The following is a 16,408-nucleotide window of genomic DNA, read 5'->3' as shown; positions in this document are numbered from 1 at the left end:
GGAGGGATCCGCTCCGGCCGCTCCGCATCCCGCGGACCGGCGGCCGGGCGGGTCCCTCCCCCTCCCGGCACCCGAACCGAGGAACCACCATGCGCATCACCGTCGTCAACCCGAACACCAGCACTGCGATGACCGCGGCGATCGGCCGGGCCGCCCGCTCCGTCGCCTCGCTCGGCACCGAGATCACGGCCGTCACCCCGCCGATGGGTCCGGCGTCGATCGAGAGCCACTACGACGAGGCGCTCGCCGTGCCCGGCGTCCTGCACGAGATCGCCCGGGCGGAGGCGGCCGGCTGCGACGGCGCGGTCATCGCGTGCTTCGGCGACCCGGGCGTCGACGCCGCGCGCGAGATCGCGAGCGGCCCGGTCGTGGGGATCGCCGAGGCCGCCATGCACATGGCCGCGCTCGTCGGCCGGGGCTTCAGCGTGGTCACCACGCTCTCGCGCACGAGCGGCCGCGCCTGGGACATCGCCCGCCGCGCCGGGTTCAGCGACGCCTGCCGTCAGGTGCGCGCCTGCGACATCCCCGTGCTCGAACTCGACGACCCCCGCTCCGACGCCCGCCGCGCGATCCTGGCGGAGTGCGCCGAAGCGCTGGCCGTCGACGGGTCCGACTCGATCGTGCTGGGCTGCGCGGGCATGGCCGACCTGTGCCGCGACCTCTCACGGGAGCTGGGCGTGCCCGTGATCGACGGCGTCGCCTCGGCGGTGCGCCTGGTGGAGGGGCTCGTCGCGATGGGCGTCAGCACCTCGCGGCGCGACGAGTACGCCGCGCCGCGGACGAAGGCGATGGCGGGGCTGCTCGCTCCGTTCGAGCGGGTCTGAGGTTCCACGTCCCGTGCAGTCGGGCGTTCTGCCGGACCCCCGACCCGGACCCACCTGCGAGGATCGGGGGATGAGCGTCCTCCGCGATCTCGGCCTCGGTGCCCGGCTCTTCCTCCGCGGCTTCCGCACCTGGGTCCGCTCGCCGCGGGCGATGCTCCTCGGCGCGATCCCGCCCCTGATCGTCGGCCTGGTCTTCGTCGGCGTGCTGGTCCTGGTGCTCACGCGGGTGCAGGACGCGGTGACCGCGCTCACCCCGTTCGCAGGCGGCTGGGACGAGGGCACGGCCGCCACCGTCCGCCTGGTGCTCTCGATCGCGGTGGTCGGCGCCGCGCTCGCCCTCGGCGTGGTCCTCTTCGCCGCGGTGACCCTGCTGGTCGGCGACCCCTTCTACGAGCGGATCTGGCGGCGGGTCGAGGACGACCTCGGCGGCGTGCCCGACGAGCGCGAGAGCACCTTCTGGCAGGGGGTCGGCCGCGGCCTCCGCGACTCCGCCGTGCTGGTCGCCACCTCCCTCGGGATCGGCGTGGTCCTGGTGCTGCTGGGCCTGGTGCCGGTGGTCGGCTCGATCGTCGGCCTCGTCGCGGGCGCGTTGGTCGGCGGGAGGGCCCTCGCGCTCGAGCTGACCGGGTTCGCGGGCGACGCCCGGGGGCTCTCCCTCCGCGACCGCCGCCGCCTCCTCGGCGAGCACCGCGCGGTCTCGCTCGGCTTCGGCATCGCCGTCTACCTGGCGTTCCTCGTCCCCGGGGGCGCGGTCGTCGCCACCCCCGCCGCGACGGCCGGCGCGACCCTCCTGCTCCGGACCCTGCGGGGCGAGCCGACCGAGCGGCCCGCCGCCTGACACCGCTTGGCCGCCGCCCGGCTCTCCCCTAGACTCGCCGCGTGCGCACGTCGATCCGAAGCCCCTGGTGGCCCGCCTCCTAGGCGGACCGACGCGCAGACCCCTCGCACGCGACCGCCTCCTCCGGGCGGTCGTTCTGCATGTCAGGGCCCGGGTGGGGCACGACCCGATACAAGGACCACGATGACCTCGCTCCTCTCCCGCATCCTCGCCTCCGACGGGACGCTGCCGTTCGCGGTGGTCCTCCGCCAGGGCCGCGACGCCGTCGACGTGTTCACGGGCGACGTGCTCGACGTCGAGGGCCTGGCCGACATCCCGCTCGACGGCGACGACGTGCTGACCCTCGTGCCCTACCGGCAGGTGCGCGAGCGCGGCTTCGCGGCGAAGGACGACGGAGCCCCGCTGCGCAACCTCGTGGTGCGCGAGCGCGAGAGCGTCCCCCTGGCCGAGGTGCTGCGGCTCCTGCCCGAGCGGGAGATCCCGGTCGAGGAGCGCGGCTTCGACGTGCCGGACGACGAGTACGCCGACATCGTCCGCCGGGTGATCGAGGACGAGATCGGCCGCGGCGAGGGCGCCAACTTCGTCATCAACCGCGCCTTCGTCGCGCAGACCGACGCGCCGCCCGTCGAGGCGGTCCTGGCCTGGTTCCGCCGCCTGCTCACCGACGAGTCCGGCGCGTACTGGACCTTCGCGATCCACACCCCCGGCGTCGACGGCGCGCAGACGGTCACCGCCGTCGGCGCGACCCCCGAGCGCCACGTCTCGGTGCGGGACGGCGTCGCGATGATGAACCCGATCAGCGGCACCTTCCGCCACCCCGCGGCCGGACCCACCGGGGAGGAGGTGCTCGCGTTCCTCGCCGACGTGAAGGAGAGCGAGGAGCTCTTCATGGTCGTGGACGAGGAGATGAAGATGATGAGCGCGGTCTGCCCGGACGGCGGCCGCATCCTCGGGCCGTTCCTCAAGCAGATGTCGCGGCTCAGCCACACCGAGTACCTGCTCGAGGGCCGCACCGGACTCGACGTGCGCGAGGTCCTGCGGCTGACGATGTTCGCGCCCACGGTCACCGGCTCGCCGATGGAGAACGCGTGCGCCGTGATCGCCGAGTACGAGAAGGAGCCGCGCGGCTACTACTCCGGCGTGCTCGCCCTCTTCGAGCCGGAGGAGCACGGCTACACGGTCGACGCCCCCATCCTCATCCGCACCGCCTACCTCCGCGCGGACGGCCGCCTCACCGTGCCGGCCGGCGCGACGCTCGTGCGCCACTCCACCCCCGAGGGCGAGGTCGCCGAGACGCGGGCGAAGGCGTCGGGCGTCCTCTCCGCCCTCGGCCTGCTGCCGCACCGCGAGGTGCCGCCGGCCATCGACCTGAACGCGCAGCCGGGCGTGCAGGAGGCGCTCGAGGCGCGCAACGAGCGGCTCGCCTCGTTCTGGCTCCGGCCCCAGGCGCCCGAGCACATCGCCGGCCTCGCCGGGCACACCGCGCTGATCGTCGACAACGAGGACCAGTTCACGACGATGCTCGCCCACCAGCTGCGCCACCTCGGGATGGACGCCCGGGTCGAGCGCTGGTCGGAGGTCGCCGACGTGCTGAGCGACGACCTCGTCGTCTTCGGCCCCGGCCCGGGCGACCCCCGCGACGACTCCGACCCGCGGATCGCGCACCTGCGCTCGCTGATGACCACGCGCCTCGAGGCGGAGCGGCCGATGCTCGCCGTCTGCCTCAGCCACCAGATGCTGTCGCTGCTGGCTGGCCTCCCGGTCGAGCCGCTGCCCGCGCCCCGCCAGGGCGTGCGCCTGGCGGTGGACGTGTTCGGCGAGGACGCCGCGATCGGCTTCTACAACACCTTCTCCTCCGTCGCCCCCGGCGTCGCGCGCACGCCCCGGCTGGGGCTCGAGGTGTCGGTCGATCCGGAGACGGGAGTGGTCAACGCCCTGCGCGGCGAGCACGTCGCGTCGGTGCAGGGGCACCTGGAGTCGGTGCTCTCCTCCGACGGCCTGCGCACCCTGGAGCGGCTGGTCCGCACCGCGACCGCTCAGCCCGCGCGCGCATGAGCGGCCTGCGGCTGATCGCGTCGCCCGCCTACCCGGCCGAGCTGCAGGAGGCGGTGGCCTCCGCCGTGCGCGCGGCGGCCGAGGCGGCGCGCGGCTGGTACGGGCGCGGCGACAAGATCGCGGCGGACGAGGCGTCGGTCGCGGCGATGCGCGCCGTGCTGGCCGACGCTCCGTTCGACGGCATCGTCGTGATCGGCGAGGGCGAGAAGGACGAGGCCCCGATGCTCGCGAACGGCGAGCGCCTCGGCCGCGCCTCCGCACCCTCCTGCGACGTGGCGGTCGATCCGCTCGACGGGACCCGGCTCACGGCGGAGGGGCTCCCCGGCTCGGTGAGCGTGATCGCGCTGGCCCCGCGAGGCACGCTGTTCGACCCGCGCGACGTCTTCTACATGGACAAGCTGGTCTGCTCGGGAGCGGGCCGGGGCGCCGTCTCGCTCGACCTCCCTCCCGCCGAGAACGCCGCACGGCTGGCGGCGGCGCTCGGGAAGCCCGTCGCGGAGCTGGTCGTCGTCGTGCTCGACAAGCCGCGTCACTCCGGGCTCATCAAGGCTCTGCGCGCGGCCGGGGTCGCGCTCGAGCTGCGCGGCGAGGGCGACGTGTCGGTCGCGATCGAGGCGGCCGATCCCGCGGGCCGCGTCGACCTCGTCCTCGGCATCGGCGGCACCCCGGAGGGAGTGGTCGCCGCCTGCGCCGTCCGCGCCCTCGGCGGGGTCATGGAGGGGCGCCTCGCCCCCCAGACCGCACCGGAGCGCGCCAACGCCCTGGCCGCCGGCCACGACCTCGACCGCCTGCTGACCCTGGAGGACCTGGTCTCCTCGGACGACGTGCTCTTCGCGGGCTGCGCGGTCTGAGACCTCTCCCACGGGCAGGACCTCGCCCGGGAAAGCCGAAGGCCCCGGCTCGACGCGCGAACCGGGGCCTTCTCGCTGTAGCGGGAGCGGGACTTGAACCCGCGACACCACGATTATGAGCCGTGTGCTCTAACCACCTGAGCTACCCCGCCGCGCGTTCTTCGCAGGTCTGGCCTGCGGGGAACGGAGCCCCCTGTGGGAATCGGACCCACTACCTCTTCCTTACCAAGGAAGTGCTCTACCAATGAGCTAAGGGGGCGCACCTGCGGGTCTGACAGCCCCTCTCGGGGCGTGCCCGCGATTTGGCACCGTTAGACGATAGCACCTCCGCGGAGCGTCGATGACCGCGGGGGACGCGCCCCCGCGGCCGCCCGTCTGCGGCTACGCCCGGCTCGCCTCGTCGAGCGCGGCGAGCTCCTCGGCGCTCAGCTCGAGGGAGGCCGAGGCGATCAGCGCCGGCAGCTGCTCCATCACGCGGGCGCTGGCGATCGGCGCGACCACTCCGGGCTGCGAGCGGAGCCACGCGAGGGCCACCGTCGCCACCTCGGCGCCGTGCGCCTCCGCCGCCGCGTCGAGCGCCGCCAGCACCCGGCGGCCGCGGCCGTCGAGGTAGCGGGAGGCGCCGTCGGCGCGCGGACCCTCGGGCGTCGATCCGTCGCGGTACTTGCCGGTCAGGAATCCTGACGCCAGGGCGGAGTAGGGGACGACGGCCAGCCCCGCCTCGCGGGCGAGGGGCAGCAGGTCGGCCTCGATCCCGCGCTCCACGAGGTTGTAGTGCGGCTGCAGCGCGACGGGCGCGTGCAGGCCCTCCTCGCCCGCGATGCGCAGCCACTCCGCGACGCGCTCGGCGCTGAAGTTCGACACTCCGATCGCGCGAACGAGGCCCTGGTCCACGAGCTCGGAGAACACGGCGGCGATGTCGGCCATCGGCACGGCCTCGTCGTCGAAGTGAGCGTAGTAGAGGTCGATCCGGTCGGTCGCGAGCCGCTCGAGGGAGGCGCGGGCGGCCGCGCGCACGGTGTCGGGCGCGAGGCCGGTGAACTGCGGGTGGCGGCCCGCCTTCGTCGCGATCACCACGTCGTCCCGGTCCCCCGAGCGCTGCGCGAGCCACTCGCCGATGATCGTCTCGGACTCGCCGCCCGTGTTGCCCGGGACCCAGGCGGAGTAGGCGTCGGCGGTGTCGATGAAGTCGCCGCCCGCGGCCGTGTAGCCGTCGAGGACGTCGAAGGAGGTCTGCCGCCCCGCGGTCCAGCCGAAGACGTTGCCGCCGAGCGAGAGCGGGAAGACGTCGATGCCGGAGTCGCCGAGCGGCGAGCGGGTGACGGAGGAGGATGCTGCGCTGTCGATGGTCATCCCCCGATTCAAGACCCGCTCCCCGCCGTGATCGATCCCCCTCCCGCGCATGCGCGGCAAGGACTCAGGCTCTCAGCGCCGCGGGTAGTCGGCGTAGGCGAAGCGCGTCGAGTCCGGCGCCCAGCCGGAGACGTTGATCGTCCCCTGCCCGCCGTGGAGGCGCTCCAGCACGCGGCCGGGCTCGAGCGTCGAGCGCCCGGGGAGGTCGAGCAGCCGCAGCTCGACGTCGACGTTCTCGGGGTGCCCGGCCGTCCCCTCCGGATAGGCGAGGTAGAGCAGGTGCGCGCCGTCGGGCGACTCGTGCGGGAACCAGTCGACCGTGTCCGACTCGACCAGGCGGGAGAGCGCGGAGCCGTCGAGGCCGATCCGGAACAGCTGCGCACCTCCTCCGGCCCGCTCGGAGTTGAAGACGAGGGTGCGGCCGTCGGCCGAGACGTCGACGCCGTCGTCCGCCGGCTCGTCGTCGGTCAGGGCGGTGAGCGCGCCTCCTCCGGCCGGCATCGTGTACACGTCGGTCCGCCACCGCCCGGAGGCGTCGCCGCCGCCGATCAGCGCGAGGGTCGCGCCGTCGGGCGAGACGCCGTGCAGGTAGTGCTTGAAGCGCGCGCCCTCGCGCTCGGCGGTCAGGCGGCGGGCGGGGGCGGAGCCGTCGAGCTCGACCGCGTACAGGTGCCCGTCGCGCGCCGAGACGTAGGCGAGCCCGCCGGACGGGGCGAGCACGTGGTCGTTGTTGAGCTCGGCCGGCACCCCGTCGAGCGGGATCGGCTCGAGCACGGGCGTCCCCTCGAGCGGCAGTCGGAAGAGGCCGCCGTCGCCGTTCACGATCAGGGCGGAGCCGTCCGGAGTCCAGTTCGGCGCCTCCACGAGGACGGAGTCGGACTCGAAGACGGTCGTCGACTCCCCCGTCGCGAGGTCGTGGACGCGGAGTCGGCAGAGCTGGTCGGGGAGGAGCGAGCGGGCCATGCTCCCCACGGTAGGGCCCTGGCGGATCACGACGGGGCCGTCAAGCCTCTCCGCACTCAGGTTCCGCGGGAGGGCGCTCCGATATTCTTGACCGACTTATGCGCTGGGTACACCTTGGGAGGAACATGTGATGCTCCTCATCCTCGTGATCTCGTTCGCGATCGCCGTGGTGACCCCCTGGCTGGTGGACCGGTTCGGGCCGAAGACGTTCTACGCGCTGGCGCTGATCCCGGCCGCGAGCTTCGTCGCCACCGCGACCGCCCTGCCGACGATCCTCGACGGCGGCGAGATCCGCGAGTCCGTGCCGTGGATCCCCGCGCTCGACATCGCCCTCTCCTTCCGCCTGGACGCGCTCTCGATCGTCCTCGCCCTCGTGGTCAGCGGAGTCGGCGCCCTGGTCCTCGCCTACTGCGCGACGTACTTCAGCCGCGACGAGCCCTCGCTGGGCCGGTTCGCAGCGCTCCTGTCCGCGTTCGCCGGAGTGATGTACGGGCTGGTCACGGCCGACGACGTGATCATCCTCTTCGTCTTCTGGGAGGCGACGAGCGTCCTCTCCTACCTCCTCATCGGCCACTACAGCGGGCGCAAGGAGAGCCGGGGTGCCGGTCTCCAGGCGCTCCTGGTCACGACTCTCGGCGGGCTGGCGATGCTGGTCGGGATCATCGTCCTGATCGTGCAGGCCGGTACCACCAGCCTCTCCGGGATCGTCGCCGCCGCCCCCTCCGGCCCGATCGTGTCGACGGCGCTGGTGCTGGTGCTGCTCGGCGCGTTCTCGAAGTCCGCCCTGGTGCCGTTCCACTTCTGGCTGCCGGCCGCGATGGCCGCTCCCACGCCGGTCAGCGCCTACCTGCACGCCGCCGCGATGGTGAAGGCGGGCATCTACCTCGTCGCGCGCCTCGCGCCGGGCTTCGCCGACGACTCCGTCTGGCTGCCCGTGGTGGTGAGCGTCGGAGTCTGGACCATGCTCGTCGGCGGCTGGCGCTCGCTCCGGCAGTACGACCTCAAGCTCGTGCTGGCCTACGGCACCGTCAGCCAGCTCGGCTTCCTGACCGTCGCCGTCGGCTTCGGCTCGCGCGACGCCGCGCTGGCCGGACTGACCCTGCTCGTCGCCCACGCCCTCTTCAAGGCGCTGCTCTTCCTCACCGTCGGCATCGTCGACCACCGCGCCGGCACGCGCGACCTCCGCAAGCTCAGCGGCCTGGGACGGCAGGCGCCGGTGCTCGCGGGCGCCGCCCTCGTCGGCGTGCTGTCGATGGCGGGCATCCCGCCGCTGCTGGGCTTCGTCGCCAAGGAGGCCGTGTTCACGAGCCTGATCTCGGCGATCGAGCAGGGCTCGTTCTGGGCCTGGGTCGCGCTGGTCGGCCTCGTCCTCGGCTCGATCCTCACCGTGGCCTACTCCGCGCGCTTCTTCTGGGGCGCCTTCGCCCGGAAGAAGGGGCTCGAGGACACGCACCTGCACGCCGAGCCGTGGACCTTCACCGCCGCCCCGGTGCTGCTGGCCGCCGCCAGCATGATCGGCGGGATCGCCGCCTCCGTGCTCGACCCGCTCGTCGCCGTCTACGCGGACACCCTCCCCTACGCCGCCCCGGACGCCGACCCGGAGCTCGCCGCCGCCGCGGAGGCCTCCGACCACGGCGGCTACCACCTCGCGCTCTGGCACGGCTTCGAGCCCGCGCTGGCACTCAGCGCCCTCGTGATCGCCGTCGGACTCCTGCTCTTCGCCAAGCGCGTCGCCGTCGCGCGCGCCCAGTCGATGCTGCCCAACCGGATCGACTCGGCCGAGGGCTACTGGGCCACCGTCCGCTGGCTCGACCGAGTCGCCAGCACGGTCACCGAGTCCGTCCAGCGCGGCTCGCTCCCCCGCTACCTGACGGTGATCTTCGCGGTCTTCGTCCTCGGCGTCGGCGGTGCGGCCGCCCTCAACCGCACCTGGCCGGGCGATCTCGTCTTCTGGGACAGCCCGGGCCAGCTCGCGGTCGCGGCCGTGATGATCCTCGCGGCGGTGCTGTGCGCGATCGCCCGCAACCGCGTCGCCGCCGTGCTGCTGGCAGGCGCCACCGGCTACGGGATGGTGGCCCTCTTCGCCCTGCAGGGCGCACCGGACCTCGCCCTCACCCAGGCGCTGATCGAGACGGTGACCCTCGTGGTCTTCGTCCTGGTGCTGCGCCGCCTCCCGACCCGCATCGCCGCGAAGCACCAGCCGATGCGCAAGCGCCTACGCGCCGTCATCGGCATCGCGGTCGGAGCGGTCATGGCCCTCGCCGCCACCATCGCCCTCGGCGCCCGGACCGCGACGCCGATCTCGGCCGAGCTGCCCCGCCTCGCCTACGAGGAGGGCAAGGGCCGCAACATCGTCAACGTCCTGCTCGTCGACATCCGCGCTTGGGACACGATGGGCGAGATCTCGGTCCTCGTCGTGGTCGCCACCGGCGTCGCGAGCCTGATCTTCCTCTCCAGCCGGGCCGGAGGCGCTCCCCGCCTCGAGTCGCAGAGCGCCAACGACCGCCGCGAGCGCGCGATGGACCTGACCACCTCCTCCGCCGACGCCGAGCGCGACGGCGACCGGGGCTCCTGGCTCGTCGCCGGGCGCACGCTCCGGCCGGAGAACCGCTCGATCGTGCTCGAGGTGCTGGTGCGCCTGCTCTTCCACCCCGCGATGATCGTGTCGGTCTACCTGCTCTTCACCGGACACAACACCCCGGGCGGAGGCTTCGCGGGCGGCCTGCTCGCCGGTCTCGCCCTCGTCGCGCGCTACCTCGCCGGCGGCCGCTTCGAGCTCGGCGAGGCCGCGCCGATCGACGCGGGCAAGGTCCTCGGACTCGGCCTCTTCTTCGCCGTCGGCACCGCCGTCTCCTCCCTCGCCTTCGGCCTCGAGGTCCTCGAATCGAGCTGGCTCGACCTCGAGGTGCCGGTGCTGGGCGAGCTCCACCTGGGCACGTCCACCCTCTTCGACATCGGGGTGTACCTGATCGTGATCGGCCTCGCCCTCGACATCCTCCGCAGCCTCGGCGGCGAGGTCGACCGCCACGGCGAGGAGGCCGAGCAGGGCTCCCCCTCGGGCGACGGCGTCACGCACTCGACCGACAGCACCCCCGGCCCCGGCCAGGGCACGGTCGACGGGCTCGAGACCTCGCTCCCCACCGGCTCCACGGTCGTCGGCGGACCGGGCAGGGGGGACGGCGCATGAGCATCACCCTCGTCCTCGTCGTCGTGATGGCGGTGATGTACGCGGCGGGCGTCTACCAGATGCTCGAGCGCAGCCTCACCCGAATCCTGATCGGGTTCCTGCTCGTCGGGAACGCGACCAACATCCTCATCCTGCTGATGGCCGGCCGCTCGGGCATCGCGCCGTTCGTCACCGACGACGGGCGCTCCTACGAGCAGATCGCCGCCGAGATGGCCGACCCGCTGCCGCAGGCGCTGATCCTCACCGCGATCGTGATCACCTTCGGGGTGTCCGCCTTCCTCCTCGCGATGATCTACCGGCGCTGGCGCCTCGCCAACGCCGACCAGGTGGAGGACGACGAGACCGACGCCTCCGTCCGCGAGGACGCGGCGGGCATCTCGGCCCAGACCACCGCCGACGACCGGGCGCTCGACGTCCTGCTCGAGTCCAGCGACGAGGGCACCGCCGCCAAGCACGGGGAGAGCGCCATGACCGACGACAGGAAGGAGGACCGATGAACGCCCTGATCCCGCTCGTCGTCACCCTCCCCCTCCTGGGAGCGGCCGTCGCGCTGATCCTCGGACGCCACCGGCGCGCGCAGATCACCGTGAACATCGTGACGCTCTCGAGCGTTCTGGTGATCTCCTCGGTGATGCTCGTGCTGGTCCTCACCGGCGACGGAGGCGGCAGCGCCGTCTACGTGGGCGGCTGGGAGCCGCCGTGGGGCATCGTGCTGGTCGTCGATCCGCTCGCCGCGCTGATGCTCGTGATCACCTCGATCACCCTGCTGGGCGTCCTGCTGTTCTCGGTCGGCCAGGGCCTCGTCGACGGCAACCGCGAGACGCCGGTCACGATCTTCCACCCGACCTACCTGATCCTCTCGGCGGGCATCCTCAACGCCTTCGTCGCGGGCGACCTCTTCAACCTCTACGTCGGCTTCGAGATCCTGCTGGCCGCGAGCTACGTGCTGATCACCCTGGGCGGCACCGCGCCGCGGATCCGCGCCGGCACGACCTACGTGGTCGTCAGCCTGGTCTCGAGCGTGTTCTTCCTCTCGGCCATCGGCCTGCTCTACGGCGCCACCGGCACGGTCAACATGGCGCAGCTCTCGATCCGCATCGCCGAGCTCCCCGCCGACGTGCAGCTGGTGCTCCACGTGGTGCTGCTGCTCGGCTTCGGGATCAAGGCGGCCGTGTTCCCCCTGTCGTTCTGGCTCCCGGACTCGTACCCCACGGCTCCGGCGCCGGTCACCGCCGTCTTCGCCGGACTCCTCACCAAGGTCGGCGTGTACGCGCTGATCCGCACCGAGACCCTGCTCTTCCCCGGCGGGAGGCTGAGCGAGGTGCTGCTGGTGGTGGCGCTGCTGACGCTGATCGTCGGCATCCTCGGCGCCGTCGCGCAGGCCGACATCAAGCGGATGCTGTCCTTCACGCTGGTCTCGCACATCGGCTACATGGTCTTCGGGATCGCCGTGGGCACCCCGGCCGGCTACGCGGCGACGATCTTCTACGTCATCCACCACATCACGGTGCAGACGACGCTCTTCCTCGCGACCGGCCTGATCGAGCGCGTCGGCGGCACCACCTCGATCCTGCGCCTCGGCGGGCTGCTCAAGGCCTCGCCGCTGCTGGCGCTGCTCTACTTCATCCCCGCGATGAACCTCGGCGGGATCCCGCCGTTCACCGGCTTCCTCGGCAAGGTGGGGCTCTTCGTCGCCGGCACGGAGGCGGCCGTCGACCAGCCGTCGTGGCTGATCTGGGCCGTCATCGCCGCCGGAGCCGTCACCTCGCTCCTGACCCTCTACGCCGTCGCGCGCGTCTGGAACATGGTCTTCTGGCGCCGGCAGGAGGAGGTGCCCGGCTACGAGTCGCCCCTGATCGACCAGCTGCAGGAGGACCCCCACGACACGGGCAGCATCCGCACCCGCCACTCGCCGCCGATGATGGTGCTCGCCACCGCGGGGATGGTCGTCGTCGGCGTCGTGCTGACCGTCGGCGCCGGTCCCCTCTACGACGCGAGCGAGCGAGCGGCGAGCGCGGTCGCCGACCCCGCGACCTACATAGCGACCGTCTACCGCGACTCGTCCTTCGGAGAGGAGGGGCCGCGATGAGCCCCCGCCGCCGCGTCGACATCTGGAACCGCGTCGCGATGTTCGTGACCCTCGTCGGGATCTGGGTGCTGCTCTGGGACGACGTCTCGGTGCTGTCGATCGTCACCGGCTTCCTGGTCGCCCTGCTGATCACCCGGGTGTTCTACCTGCCGCCGGTCGAGTTCTCGAACCGCATCAACCCGTGGTTCGTGCTCCTCTTCCTCCTGCGCCTGCTGGCCGACATCGCGGTGGCCTCGGTGCGGGTGTCCTGGCAGATCCTGACCCTGCCGGTCCCGGTGCACAACGCCATCGTCGCCGTGCACCTGCGCAGCCGCTCCGAGGGGATGCTCGTCTGGACGACGGAGGCCGTCTCGCTCGTCCCCGGCTCCCTGGTGATCGACGTGGACCCGCAGCTGAACGTCCTCTACCTGCACGTGCTCGGCGTGACCCACGACGAGGGCGAGCGGATCGACGAGGTGCGCCGGACGGTCCTCCGGACGGAAGCGCGCATCGTCCGGGCCATCGGCTCCCGCGAGGACGTGCAGCGGGTGAACCGGCCGATCGAGGCCGGATCGGGGGTGGTCCGGTGATCGACTGGCTGATCTGGATCCTGGTGCCGGTCTTCGGCGCCGCCTGCCTGCTCGCACTCGTGCGGATCCTCCGCGGTCCGTCCGTGCTCGACCGGGTCGTCGCGGCCGACGTGCTCGTCGCGACGATCATCTGCGGGATCGGCGCCGAGATGGCGGTCAACCACCACGCGCGGACCCTGCCCGTCGCGCTCGGGCTCGCGCTGTTCGCCGTCTTCGGATCGATCAGCGTCGCCAAGTTCATGGCCAACCGCGAGGAGGACTGACATGGACCTGTTCTTCGACGTGCTCACCGCTGTGCTGCTGCTGGTCGGCGCCCTGCTCTCGCTGCTGGCCGCGATCGGCTTGATGCGGTTCGACGACCTGCTCTCCCGGATGCACGCGGGCACGAAGCCGCAGGTGCTCGGACTGATCTGCGTGATGCTCGCGGTCGCCATCCGGAACCCCGGCTTCGCCGCCGCGGGGACCATCGTGCTGGTGATCGGCTTCCAGCTGCTGACCGTGCCCGTCTCGGCGCACATGGTCGGCCGGGCGGCCTACCGGGCCGAGGCCGTCTCTCCCGGGTACCTCGTCGCCGACGAGCTCGCGGAGGCGGTCACCCGCGCCGACGAGCAGGCCCGCGCGACCGGGCCCGAGACCGCGCACGCGTCCGAGGAGCGGGCGCGCACCTCCTCCGCGCCCCCGCCCGAGGACGAGGACGGCCCGGCCGCGACCGCCTAGGCGACGAGGACGAGCTGCACGGCGGAGGCGCCGGTCATGCTGCGCAGCGCGAATCCGCCGATCGCGAGGGTGACGGCGACCAGGCCGCCGACCAGCAGCACCAGCAGCGGCACCACCCACAGCAGCGCCCGTCGGCGTCGGGCTCGGGCCTCGTCCGGCGTCTCTTCGATCACCCGTCGACTGTACGGGACGGCGGGGGGCGTGCCCCCGGCGCCCACGAGCCGCCCGATAAACTCGACCGCATGACCCTGGACTCCGCTACCTCCGGCGCGCCCGAGAACTCCCCCGGCCCCGACTCCGAGGCCGAGCACCGCCGGGGAGCCGAGTGGTGGCGCACCGCCGTCATCTACCAGATCTACCCGCGCTCCTTCGCGGACGCGGACGGCGACGGCATCGGCGACCTGCCCGGCATCGCCTCGCGCCTCGAGAGCCTCGCCGAGCTCGGCGTCGACGCGATCTGGCTCTCGCCCTTCATGACCTCGCCGCAGAAGGACGCGGGCTACGACGTCGCCGACTACTGCGACGTCGATCCGCTCTTCGGCACCCTCGCCGACTTCGACGCGATGCTCGCCCGCGCTCACGCCCTGGGCATCCGGATCATCGTCGACCTCGTCCCCAACCACTCCTCCAGCGCCCACCGCTGGTTCCAGGAGGCGCTCGCCGCTCCCGCGGGCAGCGCCGAGCGGGCGCGCTACCTGTTCCGCGACGGCCGGGGCGAGTCGGGCGAGCTGCCCCCGAACAACTGGGAGTCTGTCTTCGGCGGCCCCGCGTGGACCCGCGTCATGGAGCCCGACGGCTCGGCCGGCCAGTGGTACCTGCACCTCTTCGACACCTCGCAGCCCGACTTCGACTGGACGAACGAGTGGGTGCGCGAGCGCTTCCGGGAGGTCCTCCGCTTCTGGCTCGACCGCGGCGTCGACGGCTTCCGCGTCGACGTCGCGCACGGGATGATCAAGGCCGAGGGGCTGCCCGACTACACGCCGCCCGCCGACAGCGGGTCGATGGGCGGAGTCGCTCCCGCCGACGGCGAGGAGCCCGCCACCGCCCCCTACTGGGCGCAGGACGGCGTCCACGAGATCTACCGCGACTGGCACTCCCTGCTCGCCGAGTACCCGGACGACCGCGTGCTCTGCGCCGAGGCGTGGGTGCAGCCGCTCTCCAAGCTCGCCCGCTGGGTCCGCCCCGACGAGATGCACCAGGCCTTCAACTTCGCCTACCTCGAGACCCCGTGGAGCGCACCCGCCCTCCGCGACATCATCGACTCCTCCGTCGAGGCCTTCGCCGCCGTCGGCGCCCCGTCGACCTGGGTGCTGTCGAACCACGACGTCGTGCGCCACGCGAGCCGCCTGGCACTGACGTCCGACAACCCGCAGGGCTACGGCATCGGCCCGCGCACGCAGGGACTCCCCGACCCCGTCCTGGGGCTGCGCCGCGCTCGTGCCGCAACCGCCCTCATGCTCGCGCTCCCCGGCTCCGCCTACGTCTACCAGGGCGAGGAGCTCGGGCTCCCCGAGGCGATCGACCTGCCGGACTCGGCGCGTCAGGACCCGACCTGGTTCCGCACGGGCGGCGAGCGCTACGGCCGTGACGGCTGCCGGGTGCCGATCCCGTGGGAGGCGGACGCACCCGCGTACGGCTTCAGCGGCACCGGCGACTCCTGGCTGCCGCAGCCCGGCGACTGGACGCCGCTCGCGCGCGACCGCCAGCGCGGTGTCGCGGGCTCGACGCTCGAGCTGTACCGGTCCCTGCTCGCGGTGCGCCGCGCCGAGGACCTGGGCTCCGGCGCCGTCGAATGGCTCGAGGGCTACCCGGAGGACGTCGTGGCGTTCCGCAACGGAGCCGTCACGGTGATCGCGAACCTCGGCGAGGCTCCGGTCGAGCTGCCCGTCGGCTCCGTGGTGCTGTCCTCGGAGGAGCTGCACGAGCCGGCGCTGCCCGCCGACACCACGGTCTGGCTGCGCGCGGAGTAGCGGGCCGCGGGGTCCGCCCGGCGGCGCCCGCGTCCCGCCGCCGGTTCAGCGCCCGGCGTTGGCCTTGAGCCAGAGGTAGGAGTCGACCTTCGTCACGCCGTCGAGGCGGATCTCGAAGTGCAGGTGCGGGCCGGTCGACATGCCGGTCGTGCCCACCAGGCCGAGGAGCTGACCGACCTTCACCGGGTCGCCCTCGGACACGGCCGCCGAGCCGTGCTGCATGTGCGCGTACACGCTCGAGACGAGCTGCCCGTCGATCTCGTGGTCGACGATCACGTGCACGCCGAGCGAGCCCTCGCCGTCGATGACCGTGCGCACGACGCCGTCGGCGATCGCCTGGATGGGCGAGCCGTCGCCCGGGTTGAAGTCGGTGCCGCCGTGGTTCACCGAGCAGCCCGCGCAGTTGCGGTAGCCGAAGCGGTCGCCCACCGGCACGCCGACGGCGAAGGGCCACTGGATGGACGCGTTCGGGTCGTTCGTGAAGCCGGTGTCGGAGGTGCGGACGATGTCGGCGACGTTGGTCTGCGTCTTGCGCTCCTGCACGCCGAACCCGTCGCGGGCGACCGTCTCGGCGCTGACCTCGCCGGCGACGAACGACTGCGCGCCGCGGCGGGCGTCGGCGCCGAAGGGGGTCGAGAGGCTCTGCGCCTGCACGTCCTCCGCGGTCAGGAGCGATGTGGCCGGCAGAGAGGTCGCCGCCACGATGGCCGCGACGAAGGAGAGGGCGACGAGTCCGCCGACCCGGGCCCGGCGCACGGGCCGGAGCGGCGTCGCGCGCGGAGCGGGGACGGGCGCCGGGGCACTGCGGACCGAGGCGACGCGGCGCTCCGCCTCGCGCAGCTGCTCCGCCGTGGGAGCCGCGAGGAGGTCGTCGGAGCCGCTCGCCAGCGAGACGTCGGAGGCGAGGGCCAGAGCGCGCTCGCGCTCGCGGAGCTCGCGACGGGAGAGGGGTGGAGTCGATTCGCCGGGGGTCGATGCAGGGGCAGCGGGGG

15 protein-coding genes and 2 tRNA genes are annotated in these 16,408 nt (G+C 73.1%); 11 read left to right on the top strand and 6 right to left on the bottom strand.

What is annotated here, in order from left to right; translation table 11 throughout:
* Positions 1–89: 89 nt before the first annotated feature.
* From C5C30_RS11845 to C5C30_RS11830, 4 genes are all read left to right on the top strand, one after another.
* A complete protein-coding gene (locus tag C5C30_RS11845; RefSeq protein ID WP_104262967.1) occupies positions 90–824 on the top strand; it encodes an aspartate/glutamate racemase family protein in 735 nt (244 codons plus the stop codon).
* Positions 825–894: 70 nt separating this feature from the next.
* Entirely contained in the window at positions 895–1,662 is a 768-nt protein-coding gene (locus C5C30_RS11840; RefSeq protein ID WP_104333797.1) for an EI24 domain-containing protein, read from the top strand.
* Positions 1,663–1,845: 183 nt separating this feature from the next.
* Entirely contained in the window at positions 1,846–3,717 is a 1,872-nt protein-coding gene (locus C5C30_RS11835; protein ID WP_104254835.1) for an anthranilate synthase family protein, read from the top strand.
* Positions 3,714–4,568, top strand: coding sequence for a fructose-bisphosphatase class II family protein (locus C5C30_RS11830; protein WP_104319318.1), 855 nt, complete (start codon positions 3,714–3,716; stop codon positions 4,566–4,568). Before C5C30_RS11835 ends, C5C30_RS11830 begins: the two co-directional genes overlap by 4 nt.
* Before the next feature lie 78 nt (positions 4,569–4,646).
* Here the strand turns inward: C5C30_RS11830 and C5C30_RS11825 are convergent.
* The 4 genes from C5C30_RS11825 to C5C30_RS11810 form a co-directional block, all read right to left on the bottom strand.
* Positions 4,647–4,720 (bottom strand) — tRNA-Met (locus C5C30_RS11825).
* A gap of 35 nt (positions 4,721–4,755) precedes the next feature.
* Positions 4,756–4,827 (bottom strand) — tRNA-Thr (locus C5C30_RS11820).
* 122 nt (positions 4,828–4,949) lie between these two features.
* Complete coding sequence (locus tag C5C30_RS11815; protein WP_104238294.1) at positions 4,950–5,921, bottom strand: aldo/keto reductase; 972 nt, start codon at positions 5,919–5,921, stop codon at positions 4,950–4,952.
* Between the two features lie 72 nt (positions 5,922–5,993).
* Positions 5,994–6,884 (bottom strand): PD40 domain-containing protein, encoded by an 891-nt coding sequence (locus tag C5C30_RS11810; protein ID WP_104319317.1) that lies wholly within the window; start codon positions 6,882–6,884, stop codon positions 5,994–5,996.
* 130 nt (positions 6,885–7,014) lie between these two features.
* On the opposite strand from C5C30_RS11810, the gene C5C30_RS11805 reads away from it, so the two are divergent.
* The 6 genes from C5C30_RS11805 to mnhG are packed head-to-tail and all read left to right on the top strand — an operon-like array spanning position 7,015 to position 13,446.
* Positions 7,015–10,071, top strand: coding sequence for a Na+/H+ antiporter subunit A (locus tag C5C30_RS11805; protein ID WP_104319316.1), 3,057 nt, complete (start codon positions 7,015–7,017; stop codon positions 10,069–10,071).
* On the top strand, positions 10,068–10,568 hold the full coding sequence (locus C5C30_RS11800; protein ID WP_104223614.1) for a Na(+)/H(+) antiporter subunit C: 501 nt from the start codon (positions 10,068–10,070) through the stop codon (positions 10,566–10,568). Before C5C30_RS11805 ends, C5C30_RS11800 begins: the two co-directional genes overlap by 4 nt.
* On the top strand, positions 10,565–12,160 hold the full coding sequence (locus tag C5C30_RS11795; RefSeq protein ID WP_104319315.1) for a Na+/H+ antiporter subunit D: 1,596 nt from the start codon (positions 10,565–10,567) through the stop codon (positions 12,158–12,160). The genes C5C30_RS11800 and C5C30_RS11795 overlap by 4 nt, the downstream gene beginning before the upstream one ends.
* Positions 12,157–12,729 (top strand): Na+/H+ antiporter subunit E, encoded by a 573-nt coding sequence (locus tag C5C30_RS11790; RefSeq protein WP_104234245.1) that lies wholly within the window; start codon positions 12,157–12,159, stop codon positions 12,727–12,729. The genes C5C30_RS11795 and C5C30_RS11790 overlap by 4 nt, the downstream gene beginning before the upstream one ends.
* Complete coding sequence (locus C5C30_RS11785) at positions 12,726–12,992, top strand: monovalent cation/H+ antiporter complex subunit F (RefSeq protein WP_308470711.1); 267 nt, start codon at positions 12,726–12,728, stop codon at positions 12,990–12,992. Before C5C30_RS11790 ends, C5C30_RS11785 begins: the two co-directional genes overlap by 4 nt.
* A gap of 1 nt (position 12,993) precedes the next feature.
* Positions 12,994–13,446 (top strand): monovalent cation/H(+) antiporter subunit G, encoded by a 453-nt coding sequence (mnhG, locus tag C5C30_RS11780; protein WP_244229587.1) that lies wholly within the window; start codon positions 12,994–12,996, stop codon positions 13,444–13,446.
* Here mnhG and C5C30_RS17700 read toward each other — a convergent pair.
* Positions 13,443–13,619, bottom strand: coding sequence for a hypothetical protein (locus C5C30_RS17700; RefSeq protein ID WP_181067860.1), 177 nt, complete (start codon positions 13,617–13,619; stop codon positions 13,443–13,445). The genes mnhG and C5C30_RS17700 overlap by 4 nt on opposite strands.
* A gap of 69 nt (positions 13,620–13,688) precedes the next feature.
* On the opposite strand from C5C30_RS17700, the gene C5C30_RS11775 reads away from it, so the two are divergent.
* Positions 13,689–15,416 carry a glycoside hydrolase family 13 protein gene (locus tag C5C30_RS11775; RefSeq protein ID WP_104333796.1) on the top strand — a complete coding sequence of 576 codons (1,728 nt, stop codon included), beginning with the start codon at positions 13,689–13,691 and terminating at the stop codon, positions 15,414–15,416.
* 45 nt (positions 15,417–15,461) lie between these two features.
* On the opposite strand, the gene C5C30_RS18180 is transcribed toward C5C30_RS11775, so the two are convergent.
* The coding region (locus tag C5C30_RS18180) for a M23 family metallopeptidase (protein WP_104333795.1) at positions 15,462–16,408 on the bottom strand (947 nt) is incomplete at its 5' end.

This window comes from Rathayibacter sp. AY2B5, assembly GCF_002931645.1.
Classification (GTDB): Bacteria; Actinomycetota; Actinomycetes; order Actinomycetales; family Microbacteriaceae; genus Rathayibacter.
The sequence above is the reverse complement of the archived record's forward strand: the minus strand, read 5'-3'. Positions and strand labels throughout refer to the sequence as shown.